Source organism: Micromonospora sp. NPDC093244, assembly GCF_040683695.1.
Lineage (GTDB): Bacteria > Actinomycetota > Actinomycetes > Mycobacteriales > Micromonosporaceae > Micromonospora.
Genome location: NZ_JBFBEO010000001.1, coordinates 192751 through 210551, shown reverse-complemented (window position 1 = coordinate 210551; position 17801 = coordinate 192751). Strand labels below are relative to the sequence as shown.

At 69.5% G+C, this 17801-nt stretch carries 13 protein-coding genes; 6 read left to right on the top strand and 7 right to left on the bottom strand.

The window, feature by feature from the left end; all coding sequences use genetic code 11:
- Positions 1–8: 8 nt before the first annotated feature.
- The 4 genes from AB0N27_RS01005 to AB0N27_RS00990 form a co-directional block, all read right to left on the bottom strand.
- Positions 9–1715: a DUF262 domain-containing protein gene (locus AB0N27_RS01005; protein ID WP_364362389.1), complete on the bottom strand. Its 1707-nt coding sequence runs from the start codon at positions 1713–1715 to the stop codon at positions 9–11.
- A gap of 13 nt (positions 1716–1728) precedes the next feature.
- Positions 1729–2580, bottom strand: a complete 852-nt coding sequence (locus AB0N27_RS01000) for a hypothetical protein (RefSeq protein WP_364362388.1) — start codon at positions 2578–2580, stop codon at positions 1729–1731.
- A complete protein-coding gene (locus AB0N27_RS00995; RefSeq protein ID WP_364362387.1) occupies positions 2570–3832 on the bottom strand; it encodes a DUF3696 domain-containing protein in 1263 nt (420 codons plus the stop codon). Before AB0N27_RS00995 ends, AB0N27_RS01000 begins: the two co-directional genes overlap by 11 nt.
- Positions 3833–3916: 84 nt before the next feature.
- Positions 3917–6004 carry a prolyl oligopeptidase family serine peptidase gene (locus AB0N27_RS00990; protein ID WP_364362386.1) on the bottom strand — a complete coding sequence of 696 codons (2088 nt, stop codon included), beginning with the start codon at positions 6002–6004 and terminating at the stop codon, positions 3917–3919.
- Between the two features lie 127 nt (positions 6005–6131).
- Between AB0N27_RS00990 and AB0N27_RS00985 the strand changes: the two genes are divergently transcribed.
- Both AB0N27_RS00985 and AB0N27_RS00980 read left to right on the top strand, forming a co-directional pair.
- The gene (locus AB0N27_RS00985) at positions 6132–6341 is read left to right on the top strand and encodes a type II toxin-antitoxin system VapB family antitoxin (protein ID WP_364362385.1); all 210 of its coding nucleotides are present in this window, start codon (positions 6132–6134) and stop codon (positions 6339–6341) included.
- 258 nt (positions 6342–6599) lie between these two features.
- On the top strand, positions 6600–7622 hold the full coding sequence (locus AB0N27_RS00980; protein WP_364362384.1) for a hypothetical protein: 1023 nt from the start codon (positions 6600–6602) through the stop codon (positions 7620–7622).
- Between the two features lie 68 nt (positions 7623–7690).
- Here the strand turns inward: AB0N27_RS00980 and pglW are convergent, their stop codons facing one another.
- Complete coding sequence (gene pglW / locus AB0N27_RS00975; protein WP_364362383.1) at positions 7691–11830, bottom strand: BREX system serine/threonine kinase PglW; 4140 nt, start codon at positions 11828–11830, stop codon at positions 7691–7693.
- A 171-nt stretch (positions 11831–12001) separates the two neighbouring features.
- On the opposite strand from pglW, the gene AB0N27_RS00970 reads away from it, so the two are divergent.
- The 3 genes from AB0N27_RS00970 to AB0N27_RS00960 are packed head-to-tail and all read left to right on the top strand — an operon-like array spanning position 12002 to position 15241.
- On the top strand, positions 12002–12766 hold the full coding sequence (locus AB0N27_RS00970) for a hypothetical protein (RefSeq protein WP_364362382.1): 765 nt from the start codon (positions 12002–12004) through the stop codon (positions 12764–12766).
- On the top strand, positions 12763–14076 hold the full coding sequence (locus tag AB0N27_RS00965; RefSeq protein WP_364362381.1) for a 7-cyano-7-deazaguanine synthase: 1314 nt from the start codon (positions 12763–12765) through the stop codon (positions 14074–14076). The genes AB0N27_RS00970 and AB0N27_RS00965 overlap by 4 nt, the downstream gene beginning before the upstream one ends.
- Positions 14077–14095: 19 nt before the next feature.
- Positions 14096–15241 (top strand): site-2 protease family protein, encoded by a 1146-nt coding sequence (locus AB0N27_RS00960; protein WP_364362380.1) that lies wholly within the window; start codon positions 14096–14098, stop codon positions 15239–15241.
- On the opposite strand, the gene AB0N27_RS00955 is transcribed toward AB0N27_RS00960, so the two are convergent.
- Both AB0N27_RS00955 and AB0N27_RS00950 read right to left on the bottom strand, forming a co-directional pair.
- Positions 15226–16500, bottom strand: coding sequence for an FAD-binding protein (locus tag AB0N27_RS00955; RefSeq protein WP_364362379.1), 1275 nt, complete (start codon positions 16498–16500; stop codon positions 15226–15228). The genes AB0N27_RS00960 and AB0N27_RS00955 overlap by 16 nt on opposite strands.
- Positions 16497–17249, bottom strand: coding sequence for a hypothetical protein (locus AB0N27_RS00950; protein ID WP_364362378.1), 753 nt, complete (start codon positions 17247–17249; stop codon positions 16497–16499). The genes AB0N27_RS00955 and AB0N27_RS00950 overlap by 4 nt, the downstream gene beginning before the upstream one ends.
- Before the next feature lie 119 nt (positions 17250–17368).
- Here AB0N27_RS00950 and AB0N27_RS00945 point away from each other — a divergent pair, with 119 nt between their 5' ends.
- Positions 17369–17788 (top strand): hypothetical protein, encoded by a 420-nt coding sequence (locus AB0N27_RS00945; protein WP_364362377.1) that lies wholly within the window; start codon positions 17369–17371, stop codon positions 17786–17788.
- The last annotated feature ends 13 nt before the right edge of the window (positions 17789–17801 follow it).

Genomic DNA, 17801 nt, shown 5'->3' with positions numbered 1-17801 from the left:
GACTGCCACTACTCCGAATCGTCATCGGCGGCGCCAGCTAGCTGGCCACCTACCCGCACGTCCAGGTGCTCGGCGAAGGCGCGGAGCCGCCGCTCCAGCAGCTCGGTGCGGTCGTCGACGAAAATCTGACCGCCGTTGCCCCCGTCGCAGAGCCGCCGCCACGCCTTGAGTGGGATGCCGTGGCTCTCCAGGATCTGCTCGGTCTTCGACGGGCCCACCAGCCGACGTAGTTCGGGGTTGCCGTCAAAGAGACCCGGCCCCACGGGCAGGTCAAGCCCTTTGAGCGCCATGAGGACGCTGGTGTTTGGCGTAGTGGGGAAGATCAGCCGGTTAGCTGGGCGAGGGTCCCGCGGCACCACGTGCCGGAAGATCTGGTTGTCCGCCGTCGAGAGCACGTTCGCCACCTCGAAGGGTTGGCCGAGCATGTCGAAGCGCCGGGGAAACTCCAACGCCTCCCAGATCACGTACGCCTTCGTCCGCGCGCCGTTGAGGTTGAACGACTCCGGCATCGGCTGCACATCCGACACGTCCAGCGGCAGATCTGCATCACCGTTGGCGAATCGTCGCATCTCTGCCAGCGCCCGGCGCAGCATGGTCGAGGTCGCCCCGGCGAACGCGCCCGACCAGGAGGTCACCCAGAACCAGCGACGCAGTCCGTCATACTGCTTGCCGCTCGGCTCCCGGCAGGTATGAAAGAACATCGCCAGCAGGACGAGCTGATGTGAGTACGGCAGGAACCGGGAGTGCGGCATCCCGATGCCGTTGCGCAGGAACTCCGCCGCCAATCGCACCGCCCGGCCGGTGTGGGGCAGGTCGTCGTGCAACCGGTTCTGCACGTAGTCGGCGACCAGACTCCAGCGCGGCGACATGATGTCCGACTCGCCGGCGATCGCCAGCAGTGAGCGGAACACCGCGAGCCGCGGAAGCTCCCCGAAGCCGGTGTCGGCGATCGAGGTGACGATGTCGTCGATCCGGCTCGCCAGCGACGGCTGTTCTCGCCGGTAGGTGAGCGCTGAGACCATCTGGTCTGGGTCCATCCGGGTGCCGGTGCGATTGAGCCGGGCATAGACGTTGACCGCCTGGTCGATGCTGGCGCCTTGAAGCCGAACGAGCGTCAGCTTGTATCCCTTGATGCGCTGTGTGACCGCCTCCGCCTCGCGGGTCAGTGCGTCCGCCTGGTTGCTGTCCTTGACTGACAGCTCTACCCGGTGAAAGTGCCGGAGGAAATCCCGGGTCCGCATCACTGCGGCCAGCGGAAGCAGGTGCGGGGAGTATTTGCCGGATCGGTGGTGGCGGTAGCGGTCCGAGCCGAGAGGATCAGGCCGCAGGTCCCGGTATATCTGCCAGATCCAGTCCTGCTCCTCCTCGACCGGGCCGTCCCGCAGGGGACGGTTCAGTACGCCGAAGAGAGTGGACACCCGCTGGTGACCGTCCAGTAGGTAGGAGACCTGCCGTCCGGCCTGCGGTGGAGGCACCTCCAGCCCGCCGATGCGATCCAGTGATGGGACCCGTTCGTCGGTCTGCCAGAGCAGCAGGCTGCCGATCGGGTAGCCACGCTCGATGCTGTCAAACAGTTCCAGCATCTGATTGGGCCGCCAGACGAAGGGGCGTTGGAACGCGGGTACCCGAATCTCGCCTCGACCGATGCCACCCAAGAGATCATCGACGAGCGCGATGGTCGGGTCGGGCCGGATCTCGGCCTGATCGGTGCGCATGGAACCTAGTCTCCTACAGAATCCGGTTAATCATCGCGAGCAACTCCCGTAGCTCGCTAACGACGTCCGGCCCCAACTCCGCGAAGTCTTCCTCGGCGAGAGCCACCTCGGCAGGAAAGACCCGCTTGGGCACATGGCACCGGCGTGCCTTGAACCACTCCTTGAGGTGGAGGTAGCCCCGTTGCTCGGGCGCGATGGCCCGCAGATCCTCGACATGGTCAGACTTGTAGACAAAGTGGTGTTCCCAGATCCGGAACGGCGCGTAGTTTTCCATCATTCGCCAGGCCAGCAGATGGACCTCGCTGACCCCGTGCTGCACACACTTCTCAGCCTTGTCCTGGTTACGTCCCTGGTGTCCCGCGTGTTCACGATCGCTGTCGAAGAGCACCGCCACCCGCACCAGCACCGTGAAGCTGGCCCGTTCGTCGGCCGCCAACTCGGGAATGTCGCCACTGCCCCCGCCGTTGCTGAAGCACAGCCATTGCCTCTCCGGGGCCAGCGCCTCCACCACTCGATGGTCCCCGAAGGCCAGCGCGACCGCACGGACGAAACCGCCGTCAGCAATCCGGTTTTCCACTATCAGCGTGGCAGGTCGGCGCAGGTCCGCTACGAAGTCCTTGAGCTTCGCGGCGGTGACCTGGGCAACGGCCGGTGCGGCAGGAGCTGGGCTTGCTGCCTCTACCAGCGTCTTCTGCACGAACTCGGACAGCACTGGGACTTCCTCGCTGACGAACCGTTCAGCGCTGAGGGCGACCGGCAGGCTCGGCCGCCACTCGTGCCGCCCTTCGACGGCAAGTGCCAGCAGCTGGATCGTCGACAGCCGGTCGCCGGACGTGAAGACCTCGGGTTCGATGTCAAGACGCATAGCCACCCTGCCTCAGTTGAGCTGCCGCGAGTGCCCGCACCTCGTGGTAGTCCTGGGAGAAGTAACCCTCGGGCCACTCATCGTCAAGGTTGCCCAGACGGTCGATGCCAACCTGTCGCACCTCCGACACGCCGCCGTGCTGCTCGACCACATACACCGCCACCATCTCGGGTGGACACCCCTCGGCAATGTGCCGACGCAGTCGTAGCAGCAGGGTCTCGCTGTGCGTCTCGATGAGGAAGCGGGTGCCGGTCGCCCGCGCGGTGTTCAGGTAGAGATCAGCCAACGCGGCGTGCGCACCGGGGTGCAGGTGCATCTCCGGCTCCTCGATGATCTGTAGGGCCTGCGGTGCATCCACGCCGCGCTGCTCGTCGAGCGCGCACTGCACGAGGATCGGCAGGACCTGCGACAGGCCGGTGCCCGCGTCGGCCAGGTTCACCCGCACCCGGCTGCCGTTACGGGTCAACACCGTCGACCACAACGGCCCTGCCTCGATTTCCTCTATTCGCCAGCCCGGAACGATTACCGCCAGCCGCTTGTTCACCCGCGCGAGTATTTCGCCGCCGTTGCGCGCCTGGTCGTGGGCCAGTATTCCGAGAGTGCCCTGGCCCTGCTCGCCGATACCGCGAGGCACTCCCAACGGAAGCCGATGTTGCCGCTCAGGCCGATCGCGATACGCGCTGAGAAATCGGATGGGGCCGAGAGTCAGGCCGTCACGCCGTTCCCCCAGGGGGCGTAGCTCCGGGATGCCGTTCGCCGGACTCGGCCGTAGCCCGGCAAAGGGAACGGGCCGCACGACCGGTGACCGCCCTGACGCCTGAATCTTGTACGAGAAACCCTCGTAGCCGTCGGTCATGGTCGGCTGCCATGAGAGGACGAACTCCTGGTCCTCAAGACCAACACGAAGGTCAGAGACGAAGGCCGTCCGCTCCTCGTCCACGAGTTGAACCGTCGCGTGCATCGAGAAGGGAGCTGGTCCGTCCACCTCGAATCCAAGGAAGAATTTGCCGTGTGGACTCTGTTCGAAGACGAGATCCGCGAAGCCATCCACCGGCTGCGGTTGCAGACGGTCCAGGTCGAGCGGGGCGGTGCTGGTGGTGTTGAACCCGGTGGCGATCACCAGCGGCGCGCGGGTCAGCACGCTCTTGCCGGAGTTGTTTTTGCCGAGGACCACCGTGACCGGCGCCAGCTCCACCTCCTGCCGATCCCGGAAGCAGCGGTAGTTCTCCAACACGATCTTGCGCAGCGGCATTCCTAGATTCTTACCACAGCGCGTGACGACTCAGGTGCCCTCCGAATGGCCATCCTGGACAAATAGCCGGTCAGCCTCCTTCGGTCAACGGCTCGCTGGTACGGGAATCTGGCGCGGCGGCACCGCAGGCCCAGGTTGCGACAAACTTAGCTTCCGCCACAGGAACTCCAGCGTCAGCGCCCACACGAAGGCCCGCTGCTCGTTGTTCGCCGCCGCGCCGTGCCCACCTTCGACGTTCTCGTAGTACGCCACCTCGTGGCCGTGCTCGCGCAGCCGGGCCGCCATCTTGCGGGCGTGCCCCGGATGCACCCGGTCGTCCCGGGTCGAGGTGATGAACAGGACCGGCGGGTACGGCCGGTCGCCGCGGACGTTGTGGTACGGCGAGTACTCCCGCAGGTACGCCCAGTCGGCCTCCCGGTCCGGGTCGCCGTACTCGGCCATCCACGAGGCCCCGGCCAGCAGCCGGTGGTAGCGCCGCATGTCCAACACCGGCACCTGCGCGACGACCGCCCCGAACAGCTCCGGGTAGCGGGTCAGCATCACCCCCATCAGCAACCCACCATTGCTGCCGCCCTCGATGCCGAGCTGTGCCGGCGTAGTGATCCCACGCGTCACCAGGTCGGCCGCCACCGCCGCGAAATCCTCGAACGCCCGAGGCCGATTCTCCCGCAGCGCGGCGCGATGCCACTCGGGGCCGTACTCCCCGCCGCCGCGGATGTTCGCCACCACGTAGCTGCCACCCCGGGCCAGCCAGCCCCGCCCGATGACCCCGCTGTAGTGCGGGGTCAGGGAGACCTCGTAGCCGCCGTAGCCGGTGAGCAGCGTCGGCCCGTCGGGCACATCCGGGTCGCCCACCACGAAGTACGGCACCCGGGTGCCATCCGCCGAGGTGGCGAAGAACTGGCGGACCGCCAGGCCGTCCGCGTCGAAGAACGCCGGCGCCCGCTTCAGCGTCTCGATCGCGCCGCCGACCTGGCCGAGCCGCAGCGTCGCCGGTCGCAGGAACCCTTCGGCGGCGAGCAGGTAGGCGTCGTCGTGGTCCGGGTCGGTCTCCACGATCCGGCTGTGGTCGAACTCCGGCACCCCCGCGAGCGGCTCCCCCCGCCAACCCGTGTCGCCGGGCGTCAGCACCTCCAGCCGGCTCCGCACGTCGACGAGGGTGGCCAGGATCAGATGGTTCCGGGTCCAGAAGTAGCCGCTCAGCGCCGTCCGAGCGTCGGGCCGGAAGACCGCCGTCAGCTCCCGCCGACCAGCGAGGAACGCCTCGAATCGGGTCGCCAGCAGAACGCCGGCGGGATGGGTCACCCCACCGACCAGCCACGGCGAGCGCAGCCGGATCACAAGCCACTCCCGGTGTACGTCCCACCAGGCGTCCTCCGGCACCTCGACCCGGGTCAGCTCGCCCACCCCGGTCAGCAGGTAGCTCTCGGTGCGATAGAAGTCCAGGCTGCGACCGACGAAGTCGCGCTCGAAGCCGGGGGTCGGATCGTGCGAGGCGAACACCCCGACGTCCTCCGGCCGCCCCTCGTGCACCGTGTCGGCCGCCGCCAGCGGCGTGCCTCGCCGCCAGCGTTTCGCGACACGTGGGTACCCGGAGGATGTCAGCGACCCCGGCCCGAAGTCGGTGCCGACGTAGATGTGGTCCGCATCGATCCAGCAGACGCGGCTCTTAGCCTCCGGCAGCGTGAATCCGTCCTCGACGAAAGCCCGCCGGAGCAGGTCGAACTCGCGCACCACGACGGCGTCGGCGCCGCCCCGGGACAGGCTGATCAGGCAGCGCTCGTAGCCGGGTCGCAGCACTGTCACCTTCTGCCAGACCCAGCTCTCGCCCTCCTCCGCCGCCAACGCGTCGAGGTCGAGCAGCACGTCCCACTCCGGCTCAGCCCGGCGGTACTCATCGAGCGTCGTCCGCCGCCAGACCCCACGCGGGTGCGCCGCGTCTCGCCAAAAGTTGTAGTAGTGCCCGTCCCCGCGCCACCCCGGATAGGGAATGCGGTCCTCGGCATCGAGCACCTGCAGGATCTCGGCCCGCAGCCTGGGGAACGCCTCGCCTCCGGTCAGCGTGGCCAGGCTCTCCGCGTTGCGGTCCCGCACCCACCCGGCGGCGTCCGCGCCATCAAGATCTTCCAGCCAGACGTACGGATCATCGCCCTCGTCGGTCAGCCTCAACACCTTCGCAACTATCCCGACAAGCGACCCGCATCCATGTCGGCTGTCAGCATGGCGACTCAGCCGGTCTGACATCAGAACGTGCCAGATTGATGTCAAAGGCAAGTAACGCCCATCAGAGGAGGCACCCGTGAGCCGGACGATCCTGGATGTCGATGACGAGCTAATCGCCGAGGCCGGCAAGATCCTTGGCACCACGACGAAGAAGGCCACTGTCGACGCCGCCCTCAAGGCTGTCGTGGACCGCGAGAAGCGGCGGCAGTTCGCCGACTGGCTCAAAAGCGGAGGGCTGCCCGACCTGACGGGTCCCGTCGAGGCTGCCAAGCCGGACGCAGGGTGATCACGAGCACTACCTGCTGGACAAGTCGCCCTCGCCCGCTGGCCGAAGCCACTCGTGTCCCCTGTGCTCCACTCTCCGACCAAAGACTGCTCGCCGTCTGCGGAGCGGTCGAGCTAGAGGTCATTCTGAGGTTCCCCCGGTTCGCCGGAGGGTTGGTTACCTGGCACCGGTGGGCTGTCGCAGCTGCGGAGCAGACTGGGGGCTGAGCGCTGTTCGCTCTGAAGGCTTGAATCCTGAGAGGTCGGCTATCGTACCGTCGTGTCCCGGCTGATCAAAATGTGGTGGACGCTCGTCGGGGTCCTGTCCCTGGCTCTCGTCGTCGGAGGGGGCCCATTCGTGGACGGACGCTGGCCACAACTCGCCGATCAAGCGCCCGTAACGGCCAACATCGTCGCCGGAGCGATGCTGGTACCGCTGGAGCTCTACATCGCTGGTGTACTTCTGGCGGGTTTGCAGAACCTTCGCCGGCGTCGGCAGTGGCAGGTAGCCGCTGCAGAATTCACCGAGGCCATGGGCGGCACCTGGGCTCGGATACGTGACCTTCTCGTTTACCAGTACGCCATCAACGAGATCACCGGACCGCTCAGCCGAATCCGGGCCGCGCACGAGGCATGGCAACACCTTCACCGACAGGAAACCGCTCGCGCCGATGCAGACCCATGGGCCGACCGGCCTGCTTGGCAACTTCCCGATGGTGCTAGCGAGGCGATCGAGCGGGTCGCGCTGCTGTGGATGCTCATGTGGCCTGCCGGCCTTCACCGCGATTGGGAAATGCTACATCGCAAGCTCACCCGGGTCCTCGTCCCGCGCCTGTCCACCGACAACCCCGACTTGATCACCACCGGCTGGCAACTCGTCGACGCGATCGGTGACCTGAACAACCTCGCCGACGATTTGCTCGTGCAGGACAATGTGTTCGAACTACCGGCGCCTCTCGATGAGGATGGCCTCACGACCGAGGGCTCAACCTCAGCCACCGAGCCTGCAGTGGACGAGTGGACGAAGTGGATTGCGGACGGTGAACCTGAACTGCGGATGCTGAACCTGGATGACCTGGCCAGCGCCCATCTCACCGCCCGCCGAGTCGTCGAGCATGGCGACCGGCTTATGGCGCTGCTACACGCCGCCGCCCCTCGCAGGCATCGCTCGGCTTCCCGTGTCCGACCGCCTCACCTCGGCACACCGCGACGACCTGCCTTCGACTTCGCTGAAGAGGGTTGGGAGCCGTCGTTGATCCGCTCGGGACTGGACCAACCAGTGCCCTCGGTCGACTCTGGATGACATCAGCCGTCATGGCCGGCTTTGGTCAACTACCTGGGGGGACATGGCGGTTCCTGCAGGGCAGCGGTCTAAGCGGAGTTGACGGTCCTCGTCGGTGTGATCGGGGCAGGCTCGATCCAGTCGTTGGCGAGCCACAACGACTGGCTGGCCGGTGAGGTCAGCGGCAATTGCACCCCGTCCAGCACCGCCGGCTCGGGTCGCCGTGCCGGCACCAGGAGCAGCCGGGCCGCCGGTCGGGGCCGGGTCGGGTCCGCCAGCTCCTGAAGCAGCCCGAGCTGCCCGTACCGGGCCAGTGGTGCCGCCTCGGTGAGCAGCACCGGCCCCTCGGCGGCGGCGATCGCCGCGCTGACCGCCGGCACCACCTGGTGCCGGACCAGGTCCACCAGGCTGCGGAAATCCGCGTCCAGCGCGGAGCCGTTGTCGGCCGCCACGATCGCCTCCCACGGAAAGCCCAGCGCACGCAGCCGGTCCAGCAGGATCGCCGTGACGTCCACTTCGGTCAGCGGCAGCCGGGCCAGCAGCGCCCGCCGGGCCGGGCCGAGCCGGCGCAGTGGCGCCAGCACCGCGAGGAAGGCCCGCCGGTCGATGGCCGAGGCGAGCTTGTCCCCCACCTCGTCGGCGGCGGTGAGCCCGAGCAGGGGCGCGTGGGTTGTGGCCAGTCGGGTACCGGTCACCGACGCCGTCGTGGTCGCCGGCCCGTACGCCCGGTCGTGCGGGTGCCAGGTCAGCGGTACCTCGGCGGCTGCGAGCAGGTCGTTCAGCACGGGCCGCTTCGGTAGCCGCTCGGCGCGGGGGAAGCGGCTCTGCACCCGGTCGCGGATCTGCTCCTCGCTGAGCCGCTGCCCGATCAGGCTGCCCACCGACAAGCGCAGCGCCCGCTCCGCTGGCATTCCCACCGGGTAGAGCTGCCCCTGCGCGTTGACGTCGACCCGATCGGTGCGGGCGGCCACTGCGAGCTGCAACAGCCGCAGGTCGGCAACGGCCGGCATCCCGGCCGGCACGGGCAGCCGACGCAGTTCCTCGACGGCACGTTGCCGGGTCGGCAACGGATCGGCGCTGGCCAGCTCGACGGCCCGGCCGCCCAACTCCACCACGTACCCCAGGAAGTCGGCGGCTGTGACGTCAGACGCCGGGTCGTCCGGTTCCCGACCGACCAGGACGGTGCCGGAGGTGCGGAACCGGTGGATGGCCACTCGGGCGTCCCCGCCGGTGCTCAGCTCGGCCTCGACGGCGGCGCGCACCAGCCCGATCGCCTGTGGCAGCCGCTTCGGCGCGGGAGTGTACGAGCCACGGGCGGCAATCAGTGCCTGGGCCAACTCCTCGGCGGACATCACCGCGCCGCGGGCGTCGAGCAGTGCCACGATCTCGTTGCGCACCGCCTCCAGCGCCGGCTCGCCCAGCCAGTTCTTGGCCTGGGCAGCGAGCAGCTTGGAGATCTGCGGCTGACTCCGGCCGACGGCACGGGCCGCCTCACTCTGCGCCGGCCAGCACAGGAACTCACCGTCGTCGGTGGGCGTCTGCCCGAGCAGTACGGCCAGTGTCCGGTGGTTGCGGGACGTCGAGGCGGGAAGCAGGGTCGCGCAAAGTGCCTCCACGCCCTGCGCCAGCGGCTGCTCCTCGACGGCGGTCGACTCGCTGCTGCCGGGCAGTACGGCGCGCAGCGCCCGCGCCTGGGCGAGGATTTCCTTGCGGGTGGCGTCCGGCACTCCCTTGGCTCGGGTCAGCGCCGACGGTTCCGCGTCCAGCAGCTCGCCGACGGTGTGCAGGCCAAGCCGTTCCAGCGCCGAGCGGGCCCGAGCGGTCAGCTCGGTGACCTCCAGCGGCGACTCGCGAGTCAGCCCCACCGCCGCCGGCACCGGGCCGACCGGAGTCACCGCCGGCTGCGGAACCTGCTGGAAAATGGCCCGCCAGGCGTCGGTCATCTCGTCGACCGTGTCGAACCGGGCCGCCGCCTCCCTCGCCAGCGCCCGGCCGAAGAACTCCACCAACCGGTCCGCAACCGCCGGGTCGAACACCGCCGGGTCGAGGGCCACCTCGTCGCTGACCACGGCCGGATTGGCGTTGTCGCCCCAACGGGGCAATACGCCCGTCGCCATCTCGTAGAGCACGACGGCCGCCGCGAACCGCTCGGCCGCCGCGTCGTAGCGCAGCCGGCGCGGCGGACCGAGGAACGGATCGAGGTAGCCGACGGTGCCCGCGCCGAGTTGGTCGGCGGGAGCCGAGGAGAGCGAAAAGTCGAAGACGCACAGGTGCGGCTGCTTGTCCTTCGGCCTCGGTCGGGCCGCCAGGTTCGCCGGCTTCAGGTCACGGTGCCAGACGCCCTGGCCGTCGAGGTAGTTGACGATGTCGAGCAGGTCCCGGCCGTACCGCTCCAGCAGGTCCAGCGCCAGCCGGCCGCCGCGCAGTTCCTCGGCGAGGGTCCGCGATCCGGCGCTCTCCATCAGCAGCGCGGTCCGGCCGCCGACCCGCACCGGGCCGTCGACCAGCGCGGCCACCTGTGGGTGCTTCAACCGCGCGAGGGTACGCGCCTCCGCCGTCAGCCGTTCCTCGTGCTGCTCGTCGCGGGCGACTTTCAGCACCAGGTCACGCGACTCCCCGTCGCGAGTGACCAGGAAGGCGACGGCGGTGGCACCGGAACCGAGCCGGTCCTTCACCTCCAGGCCGCCGTCGAGCACGTCACCCCGGTGGGCGGAGAGCGGGTCGGCGACCGGCTCCGGCTCCGGCGCGGTCAGCTCCTCCCAGACCTTCTCCAGGTCATTGTGAAACCGGGAGACGCTGGGCAGCCGTTGCGCCGGATCGCCCCGGGTCGCGTCGTAGACCAGGGTGACCAGCGTGTGCGGCATGCCGTCGACCGCAGCATCGAGGTGCAGGCCGCTGTCGCGTACCGCGTTGACGAGTTCCTCCGGCGTGGCGGCCGGCACCGCACCGGCGAAGATCCGGTACGCCAGCGCGCCGAGGGAGAACACGTCGAGCTGGTGGCCCGGCAACCGGGTGGCGTTCTCAGCCTCCGGCGCCTGGTAGCGGCGAACCTCGTCGTCGAAAAACAGCTCCAGGCTGGCCGGGTCGCTCGACGGGCCGAGCCGGGTGAGCTGGGTCGTGCCGGCCAACCGGCCGCCGGTCTGCCAGTCGGTTACCACCAGCGTCGGGCGCGGCCCGTCCGGGTTACCGACGTAGATCGCCCGAGGCGAGAGCGCCCGGTGGGCCAGCCTGCGGGAGTGCGCGTAGTCGATGATCTCGGCGAGATCCTGCACCAGCTGCAATCGTTGGGCCAGGGTCAACGCATCGCCGCGTCGCAGCAGCCACTGGTCGAGGCGTACCCACTCCTCCTGGTGGTCGAAGATGACCGCCGGGCCCCACGAGTGCTCGACCAGGTCGTGCGCCCGCGCTACCCCGGGATGGTGAATGCCCTGCAGCAGGCGGAACTCCCGCTCCGCCGCCCTGCGGATCGCCGGGATTTCATGCTCGGCGGCCCGGCTGGTCAGGTAGAACCGCACCCGACGCACCAGCGAGGTGTCCAGCGCGTGCCCGGCGAGGAAGTCCTGCCAGCCGAGACCCTCGGCGAACGGCTTCGGGTGCAGCAGCAGTTGACCGACCTTGCGGTCCGCCACCGACGGGCGGATCTTCGCGCCGCGCACCAGCTCGACGATCTCCCGGCCGCGCACCTCGTCCACCAGATGATCCGGGTTCCGCGGCAGGGCGAGCAGCAGCTTCTTCAGACCTGGCAGACCGGAGTCGTGCCCCTCCAGCCCGTAGATGTGCTGGCTGCCGATCGCGTCGAGGTCGGCCCGCATCGCTCTCGCGTGGAGAAACACGGCGGCCCCGACGTAGGGCGTCTCACGCTGCCGCCCGTGCTGCTTGGCGTAGTAGCGGATCAGGCTGGCCAGCCGCTTCGCCTTCCGGTTGGCCAGGATGTACGGGTTGTCCTCGGGGATCAATCGAGAGTTCGGCGCTCGGCGAAGCCACTGGGTGCCATCACCGCGGATCTCGCCCTGCCAGTGCTTCAACTCGAGCACGTAGAGCCCGCTCGGGGTCAACACCAGGGCGTCGACCTCGTTGATCGAGCCATCGGCACCGACGAACTCGACGTTCGTCCAGACGTGGTACGGGTCGGCGTCGGGTAGATAGCCGGCCAGCTCGCGCAGACCGTCCTGCTCCCAGATGTACGAGCTGGAGTTGATCTGCTCCCAGCGCGGTGAATCCTCCCGCATGCGCCGACCCTTCCGCCCCCGGCCGTCATGTTCCGGCTCAGGCTGCGCACTTTACCGTTTCGACGCTTGATCAGCGGAGACCCTCGCTCGCGTACGCACTGCATCTGGTCAAACACCGTGGGTATCAATAGACTTTGTTCGACGTCCTTCCCATCCCTTCGGGAGGTCGGCATGGGCACCTCGACCCGTCTACCAGGTCCGAAGAACGGCAGCTGGACCGCTGCCAAAGGCCAGCTGGGCAACTGGACGCCGGACGCCACCAGCCGACTCGATCAACTACTCGAGCATGACCAACAGCGCGCCGAGGCGATCGCGGCCCAGTACCAGCGAGCGTTGCGAGACGCCCTGAACGCAGATCCGGAGGCGTTCGGCATCCGTGCGGCAGCGGAGCAGGCCGGCGGACGGCTGATCGAGCTGCTCGATGGCCTCGGGCGAGCGGATCTTCCGCTGGTGGGGGACTTGGCCGCGCAGGATGACGTCGACGAGTTCGTCCGGCGGTTCGTCGGGCAGGTCGCCGGCAATGGCCAACTCATCGTGGACGCTGCCGTCCGCCGGGCCGCCCGACGAGTCGCGGAACACCTGGTGACGCAGGAAGGACCGCTCGCCGATCCTGGCCGTCCAAGACCGGTCACCGGCGAGCTTTTCTGCGCGTTGTATCGGGCGTTCTTCGGTGAGGTGGTCGGCGGATTCGTACACATCCTCATCGCGGAGAACATCAAGATCGCCGTGCCGGCACTGGCCTTCCTCGATCCGACCGATGTGGTGGCCGGCTTCGTTGCTGATCAGGTCGTCAAGGTGCTGCCCAACCCCTGCGCCGAGGCGGTCATACGTGGGCCGGAGCCGCCACGGCTCGCCGACGTCGCCAAGGACCTGCTGACGACCACGGTGACTCAGGCCCTCGGGCTCGGCGACAGCGGATTGGAGTTGGCGGCGTGAGCCGGGCCAGCTTCGCGTATCACTACGCAGCCCGGGGCGGCGTGTCCACCGATAGGAAGCGGGAGACCATCGGGTGGCCGCTGCTGGAGCACGCCGACGAGCGGTTGCAGAAATTGGCCGAGGTACCCCAGGACCGCCCGGACTGGGCCCAGGACCTGCTGCAGATCGCCCGAGCCGTGTACCTGGCCGACAAGCTGTCGCTGCGCGAGCGCGCAGTCGACGGATGGACCCGAAGGATCGACCTGTCCGTGGAGATGGTCGACCCCTCCGTCTGGAACCCACCGACGCTGAGGCTGCTGTCTCACCTCGCGGAGACGTTAAGCGCGGATCAATGGACGATCAACGTCCGGGTCGGCGGGCAGCGGTGGCCCCAGCAGGGACGGACCACCTACGCCGATGTGGGAGAGGTGGCCCTGTTCTCCGGAGGCCTCGATTCCACCGCATGGGCGGCAGAGCGTGCCAAGGTCGAGGCCGGCCCTCTCCTGCTTGTCTCCTATTTCGAACCTCAGTGGGGCAGCCAGCAGGACCAGACTCTGAGCGCGATAGAGAGCTCGGCCCGTCGCGACATCGAGCAGCTCAAGGCGTCGCAGCAAGTCCGTCTCACCAGGAAGCTGGAAAAATCTGCGCGTACCCGCGGGCTGCTCTACCTCGCCACCGCCATCTACCTCGCTGCCGCCCACGGGGTGCCACAGGTGGTCGTACCGGAGAACGGGCAGCTCGCCGTCAATCCCCCGCTCACACCGGCCCGGGTAGCCGCCTGCTCCACGAAATCTGTACATCCCGGGACACTGCACCTGCTCAACTCGTTGATTGACGCTCTCGGCGGCCAGGTGACAGTCGTCAACCCGTATCTGCACCTCACCAAGGGCGAGGTCTGCCGGCAGGCCCTGAACGCCGGTCTGGCTCCGGCGACCCTCACCCATGCCACCATCAGCTGTGGGCGCCCACCTCGGGACCGGCCGGGTGCCGAGCACTACCACTGCGGGACCTGTTACCCCTGTCTGGTACGCCATTCCGGTCTCCTTGCCGCACTTGGAACCGATAGCACCCCGTACAAGATGGATGTCTGGATGTTGGGCGACCGGGAGAAGGCTGCCGTCGATCGACGGGCGCTGCACCGGTGGCTGTGCCGCCCTATCTCCGTTCGAGACCTGACGACCGACACGCCGCTGCCGGACACCGTCAACCCCAGTCCGCTGCTAAGGGTGGTGGAGCGCGGCCGGACGGAACTCGTACAGATGTTCGCTCGGCACGGCCGACCGATCACACCAACCGAGCCGCCACCTCGTCGACTGGCATGGGCAGGCTAAGTAGGGGTATGGGGCCGGGATGAGGGCGAGTTTCCGGATCGGTCGGGTCGCGGGGGTGCCGGTCGGCGTCAACTGGAGCGTGCTTGTCATCTTCGCGCTGATCGCGTGGGGCCTTGCCGCCAACCAGTTCCCCCGCTCGTACCCCGATCGCTCGCCTGTGGCGTACGCCCTCGCGGGCCTGGCCGCGGCGGTGGTCTTCTTCGTCGGCCTGCTGGCCCACGAGGTGTCGCACGCGGTGGTGGCGAAGCGCAACGGGCTGGAGGTGGACGGCATCACGCTCTGGTTGTTCGGTGGGGTGGCCGAGCTGCGGGGCGAGCCGCGCGACCCGGGCGCGGAGCTGCGGATCTCCGGGGTGGGACCGCTGGTCAGCCTGCTGCTCGGGGCGTTCTTCGGTGCCATCGCGTTGCTGCTGGCGCTGGCCGGGCAGGGTGGGCTGCTCTTCGGGGCGGTGGCGTGGCTGGCCGGCATCAACGTGCTGCTCGCGGTCTTCAACGTGCTGCCGGCCGCGCCGCTGGACGGCGGTCGGCTGCTGCGCGCCGCCGTGTGGAAGGCCACCGGCGACCGGACCAGGGCGTCAGTCGTCGCGGCCCGGGCCGGCTGGGTGCTTGGCGTGCTGCTGATCGGTCTGGGGCTGTGGCAGTTCCTGTCCGGGGTCGGGTTCGGTGGCCTGTGGCTGGCGCTGATCGGCTGGTTCCTGATCGGGGCGGCCGGCATGGAGGAGCGGCAGGCCCGCACCGGCAGCGCGCTGCGCGGGATCCGGGTCGGCGAGGTGATGACCCCGCAGCCGCAGACCGCCTCGGCGGACATGACCGTCGCCGACTTCGTCGACCACTACCTGTTCGCGTACCGGCATTCGGCGTTGCCGTTGACCGAGGAGGGCCGGCCGACCGGTCTGGTCACCCTGGACCGGGTGCGGGGCGTACCTGCCGACCGCCGGGCGTCGACCACGCTGGCCGAGGTGGCCTGCCGGGCCGACCAACTGGTCCTCGCCCAGCCCGGTGAACAGCTCAACGACCTGCTGCCCCGGCTCAGTGAGTGCGCCGACGGCCGCGCCCTGGTGGTGGACGACGACGGCCGCCTGGCCGGCATCGTCTCCCCCAGCGACATCAGCCGCGCCGTCCAGCGGGGCACCCTGCGCACCCCGGCCGGTCAGCGGGGTACGTAGCGGTCCAGCAGGTCGGTCCGGAACGTTCCGGTCGGGTCCATCCGCGTCAGCAGGGCGGTGAAGTCGTCGTACCTCGGGTAGCGGGCGGCCAGCTCCGCCGGGTCGGTGACGAAGACCTTGCCCCAGTGCGGGCGGGGCGCGAACGGCGCCAACCGCTCCTCCACGGCGGCCAGGACCGGGAGCACCCGGGTGGCGTCGTCGATCCAGGTGAAGTGCACGACGAAGCTGTCCCGCCTGTGGTTCGGGCTGAGCCACAACTCGTCCGCCGCGACCGTCCGCAACTCGCACACCTGGAGCACCGGGGCGATCAGGTGCGCCACCTCGTCCAGCGCGGCCATCGCCTCGGTGGCCGCCGAGCGGGGCAGGTGGTACTCGGACTGGAGTTCGTCGCCGCTGCTGGGTGTGAAGCCGAGCTTGAAGTGCGGCAGCCGCTCGTGCCAGGGGCCGGGCGCACCGAGCTGCGGTGTGCAGTTCTCCGCGGGCATCCCGAGCACCGGGTGTCGGGGCTCGGCGGCGGCGGTGGTGCCGAGCCAGTCCGCCTCCGGTGGCGTCTGGTCCACCGCCTGCTTGCGCCACACCTCCCGCAGCCCTGGCGTACGCCAGTCGGTGAAGACGCTCACGCTGTACGCCGAGCTGAGCGCCTCGTCCAGCGCCTCCCGGGCCAGGTCGAGGCGTACGTACTGGCGCAGTTCGAAGGCCGGCACCAGGTCCAGGGTGACCCGGGTGACCAGGCCGAGCGCGCCGAGCCCGACCACCATGCCGTTGAACGTGTCCCCGTCGGTGTCGCGGTCCACGTGCAGCAGGTCGCCGTCGGCGGTGACCAGTTCCAGGGCGGCGACGGAGGTGGCCAGGTTGCCGTTTGCCCGCCCGGAGCCGTGGGTGGCGGTGGCCACCGCGCCGGCCACCGAGATGTGCGGCAGCGAGGCGAGGTTCGCCAGCGCGTACCCCTGGGTGTTCAGGTGTCGGGCGACGTCGCCGTAGCGCAGCGCGGCGGCGACGGTGACCCGTCGGCGCTCCGGGTCCACGTCGATCTCCGGCGGCAGACCGGCGAGGGTGACCAGGTCGCCGTCGGTGTCGCCGAGGCGGTTGAAGGAGTGCCCGGTGCCGACCGCCCGGATCCGGTCGCTGAAGGCGACGAGCCGGCGCAGGTCGTCGGTGGACGTGGGCCTGTGGAACGCCCGGGCGCTGTAGCGCACGTTTCCGGCCCAGTTGCGGCGCGGCACGTCGGCCGCCGTGGCGTCCTGTCCCTGCACGGTCATGTGGCGGTCTCCCGGTCGGTGGACTGGTGGTCGGCCAGCGCGGCGGCGAGGGCGTCCAGGGCGGCGTCGGTCGGATAGGTGCCGTACCCCCGCTGGGCGATCGGCAGGCCGGCGGCGCGGACGCGTTCGATCTCGGTGCGGGCCGCCCGGCAGGCCGACGCGTCGGCGGACACCAGGGCGTCCTGGCCGCGCCGGATCAACCGGTCCACCTGGTCCATCCGGTAGCCCCGAAGGCCGGTGGGGAGCTCCGGGTCGGCGAACGCGGCGCGGCGCAACGCCTGCAGGTCCACGAAACGGTCGCCGGCGTGGCGGGTGAGCGCGGCGGAGATCTGTTCGGGCTGTTCGCGGACCTGGTCGAGGACGAGCAGTTCGATGGCGGGCCGGCCGTCGAGCGGGTGCCGGGCGGTCGCCTGTCCGACCGTCACGCCCGGCGCGGGCACCAGCAGCAGGCGCGGCGGCTCCGGCCGGCCGTCACGCCGGGGCGGCTCGTCGAGGACAAGCGCGTCGACCTCGGCCCACGGCAGCGACAGTCGCAGGCCCGGCCGTCGGATGGTGAGCCCGTCCGCGCCGATTCCGAACCGGAACGGCCGCAGCGCGCTGACCAGCACGACGCCGCCGAGTGCGATGGCACCGATCGCGACGATCGTCCGGAGCAGTGCCCCGTCGCTAGGCAGGGCCAGCAGGACCACCCCACCGAGTACGCAGACCAGGGCGAGCACGCGGGCGCCCCGACTCCGGCGCAGTTCCACGCTCGGACCCCCGTTCATGACCGTGGCGTCGGTCCCAGCATCCTCCGACAGACCGGGCGCCACGGACACCGGACGATCGGGCACGGTTGTTCTCGCCATCGTCGGGGAACCCTACGCCCATGAGCAGCTACCGTGATCCGGCCCCACGGGGCGACGTCTTCCCCTCCGAGGAGGAGCTGGACCCGACCGGCAGCGAGGTCGAGCAGGCCAGCGCCCCGCCGGTCGACGGCATGCCGGGTCATCCGGCGCCCACGCCCGGGCCGCGACCCACACCTGCGCCCGCGCCGGCCCCGACGCCTGTGCCGTCGCCCGGGCCGCCGCCGCGCGCTCCCGGGTCGCAGTCCATCGTGACCCGTCACCTGGACGGGTCGGTGGAGGTGGTCACCGACCTCGACGGCGACGGTGTCGCCGACATCGTCCAGATCGACGTGGACGGCGACGGTGTTCCGGACATCACCTACGTGGACAGTGACCACGACGGCCGGCTGGACACCGTGCTGCGCGACCCGGGGGCGGTCGGCGCCCACCGGGGCTACTGACCGACGGCTCGGC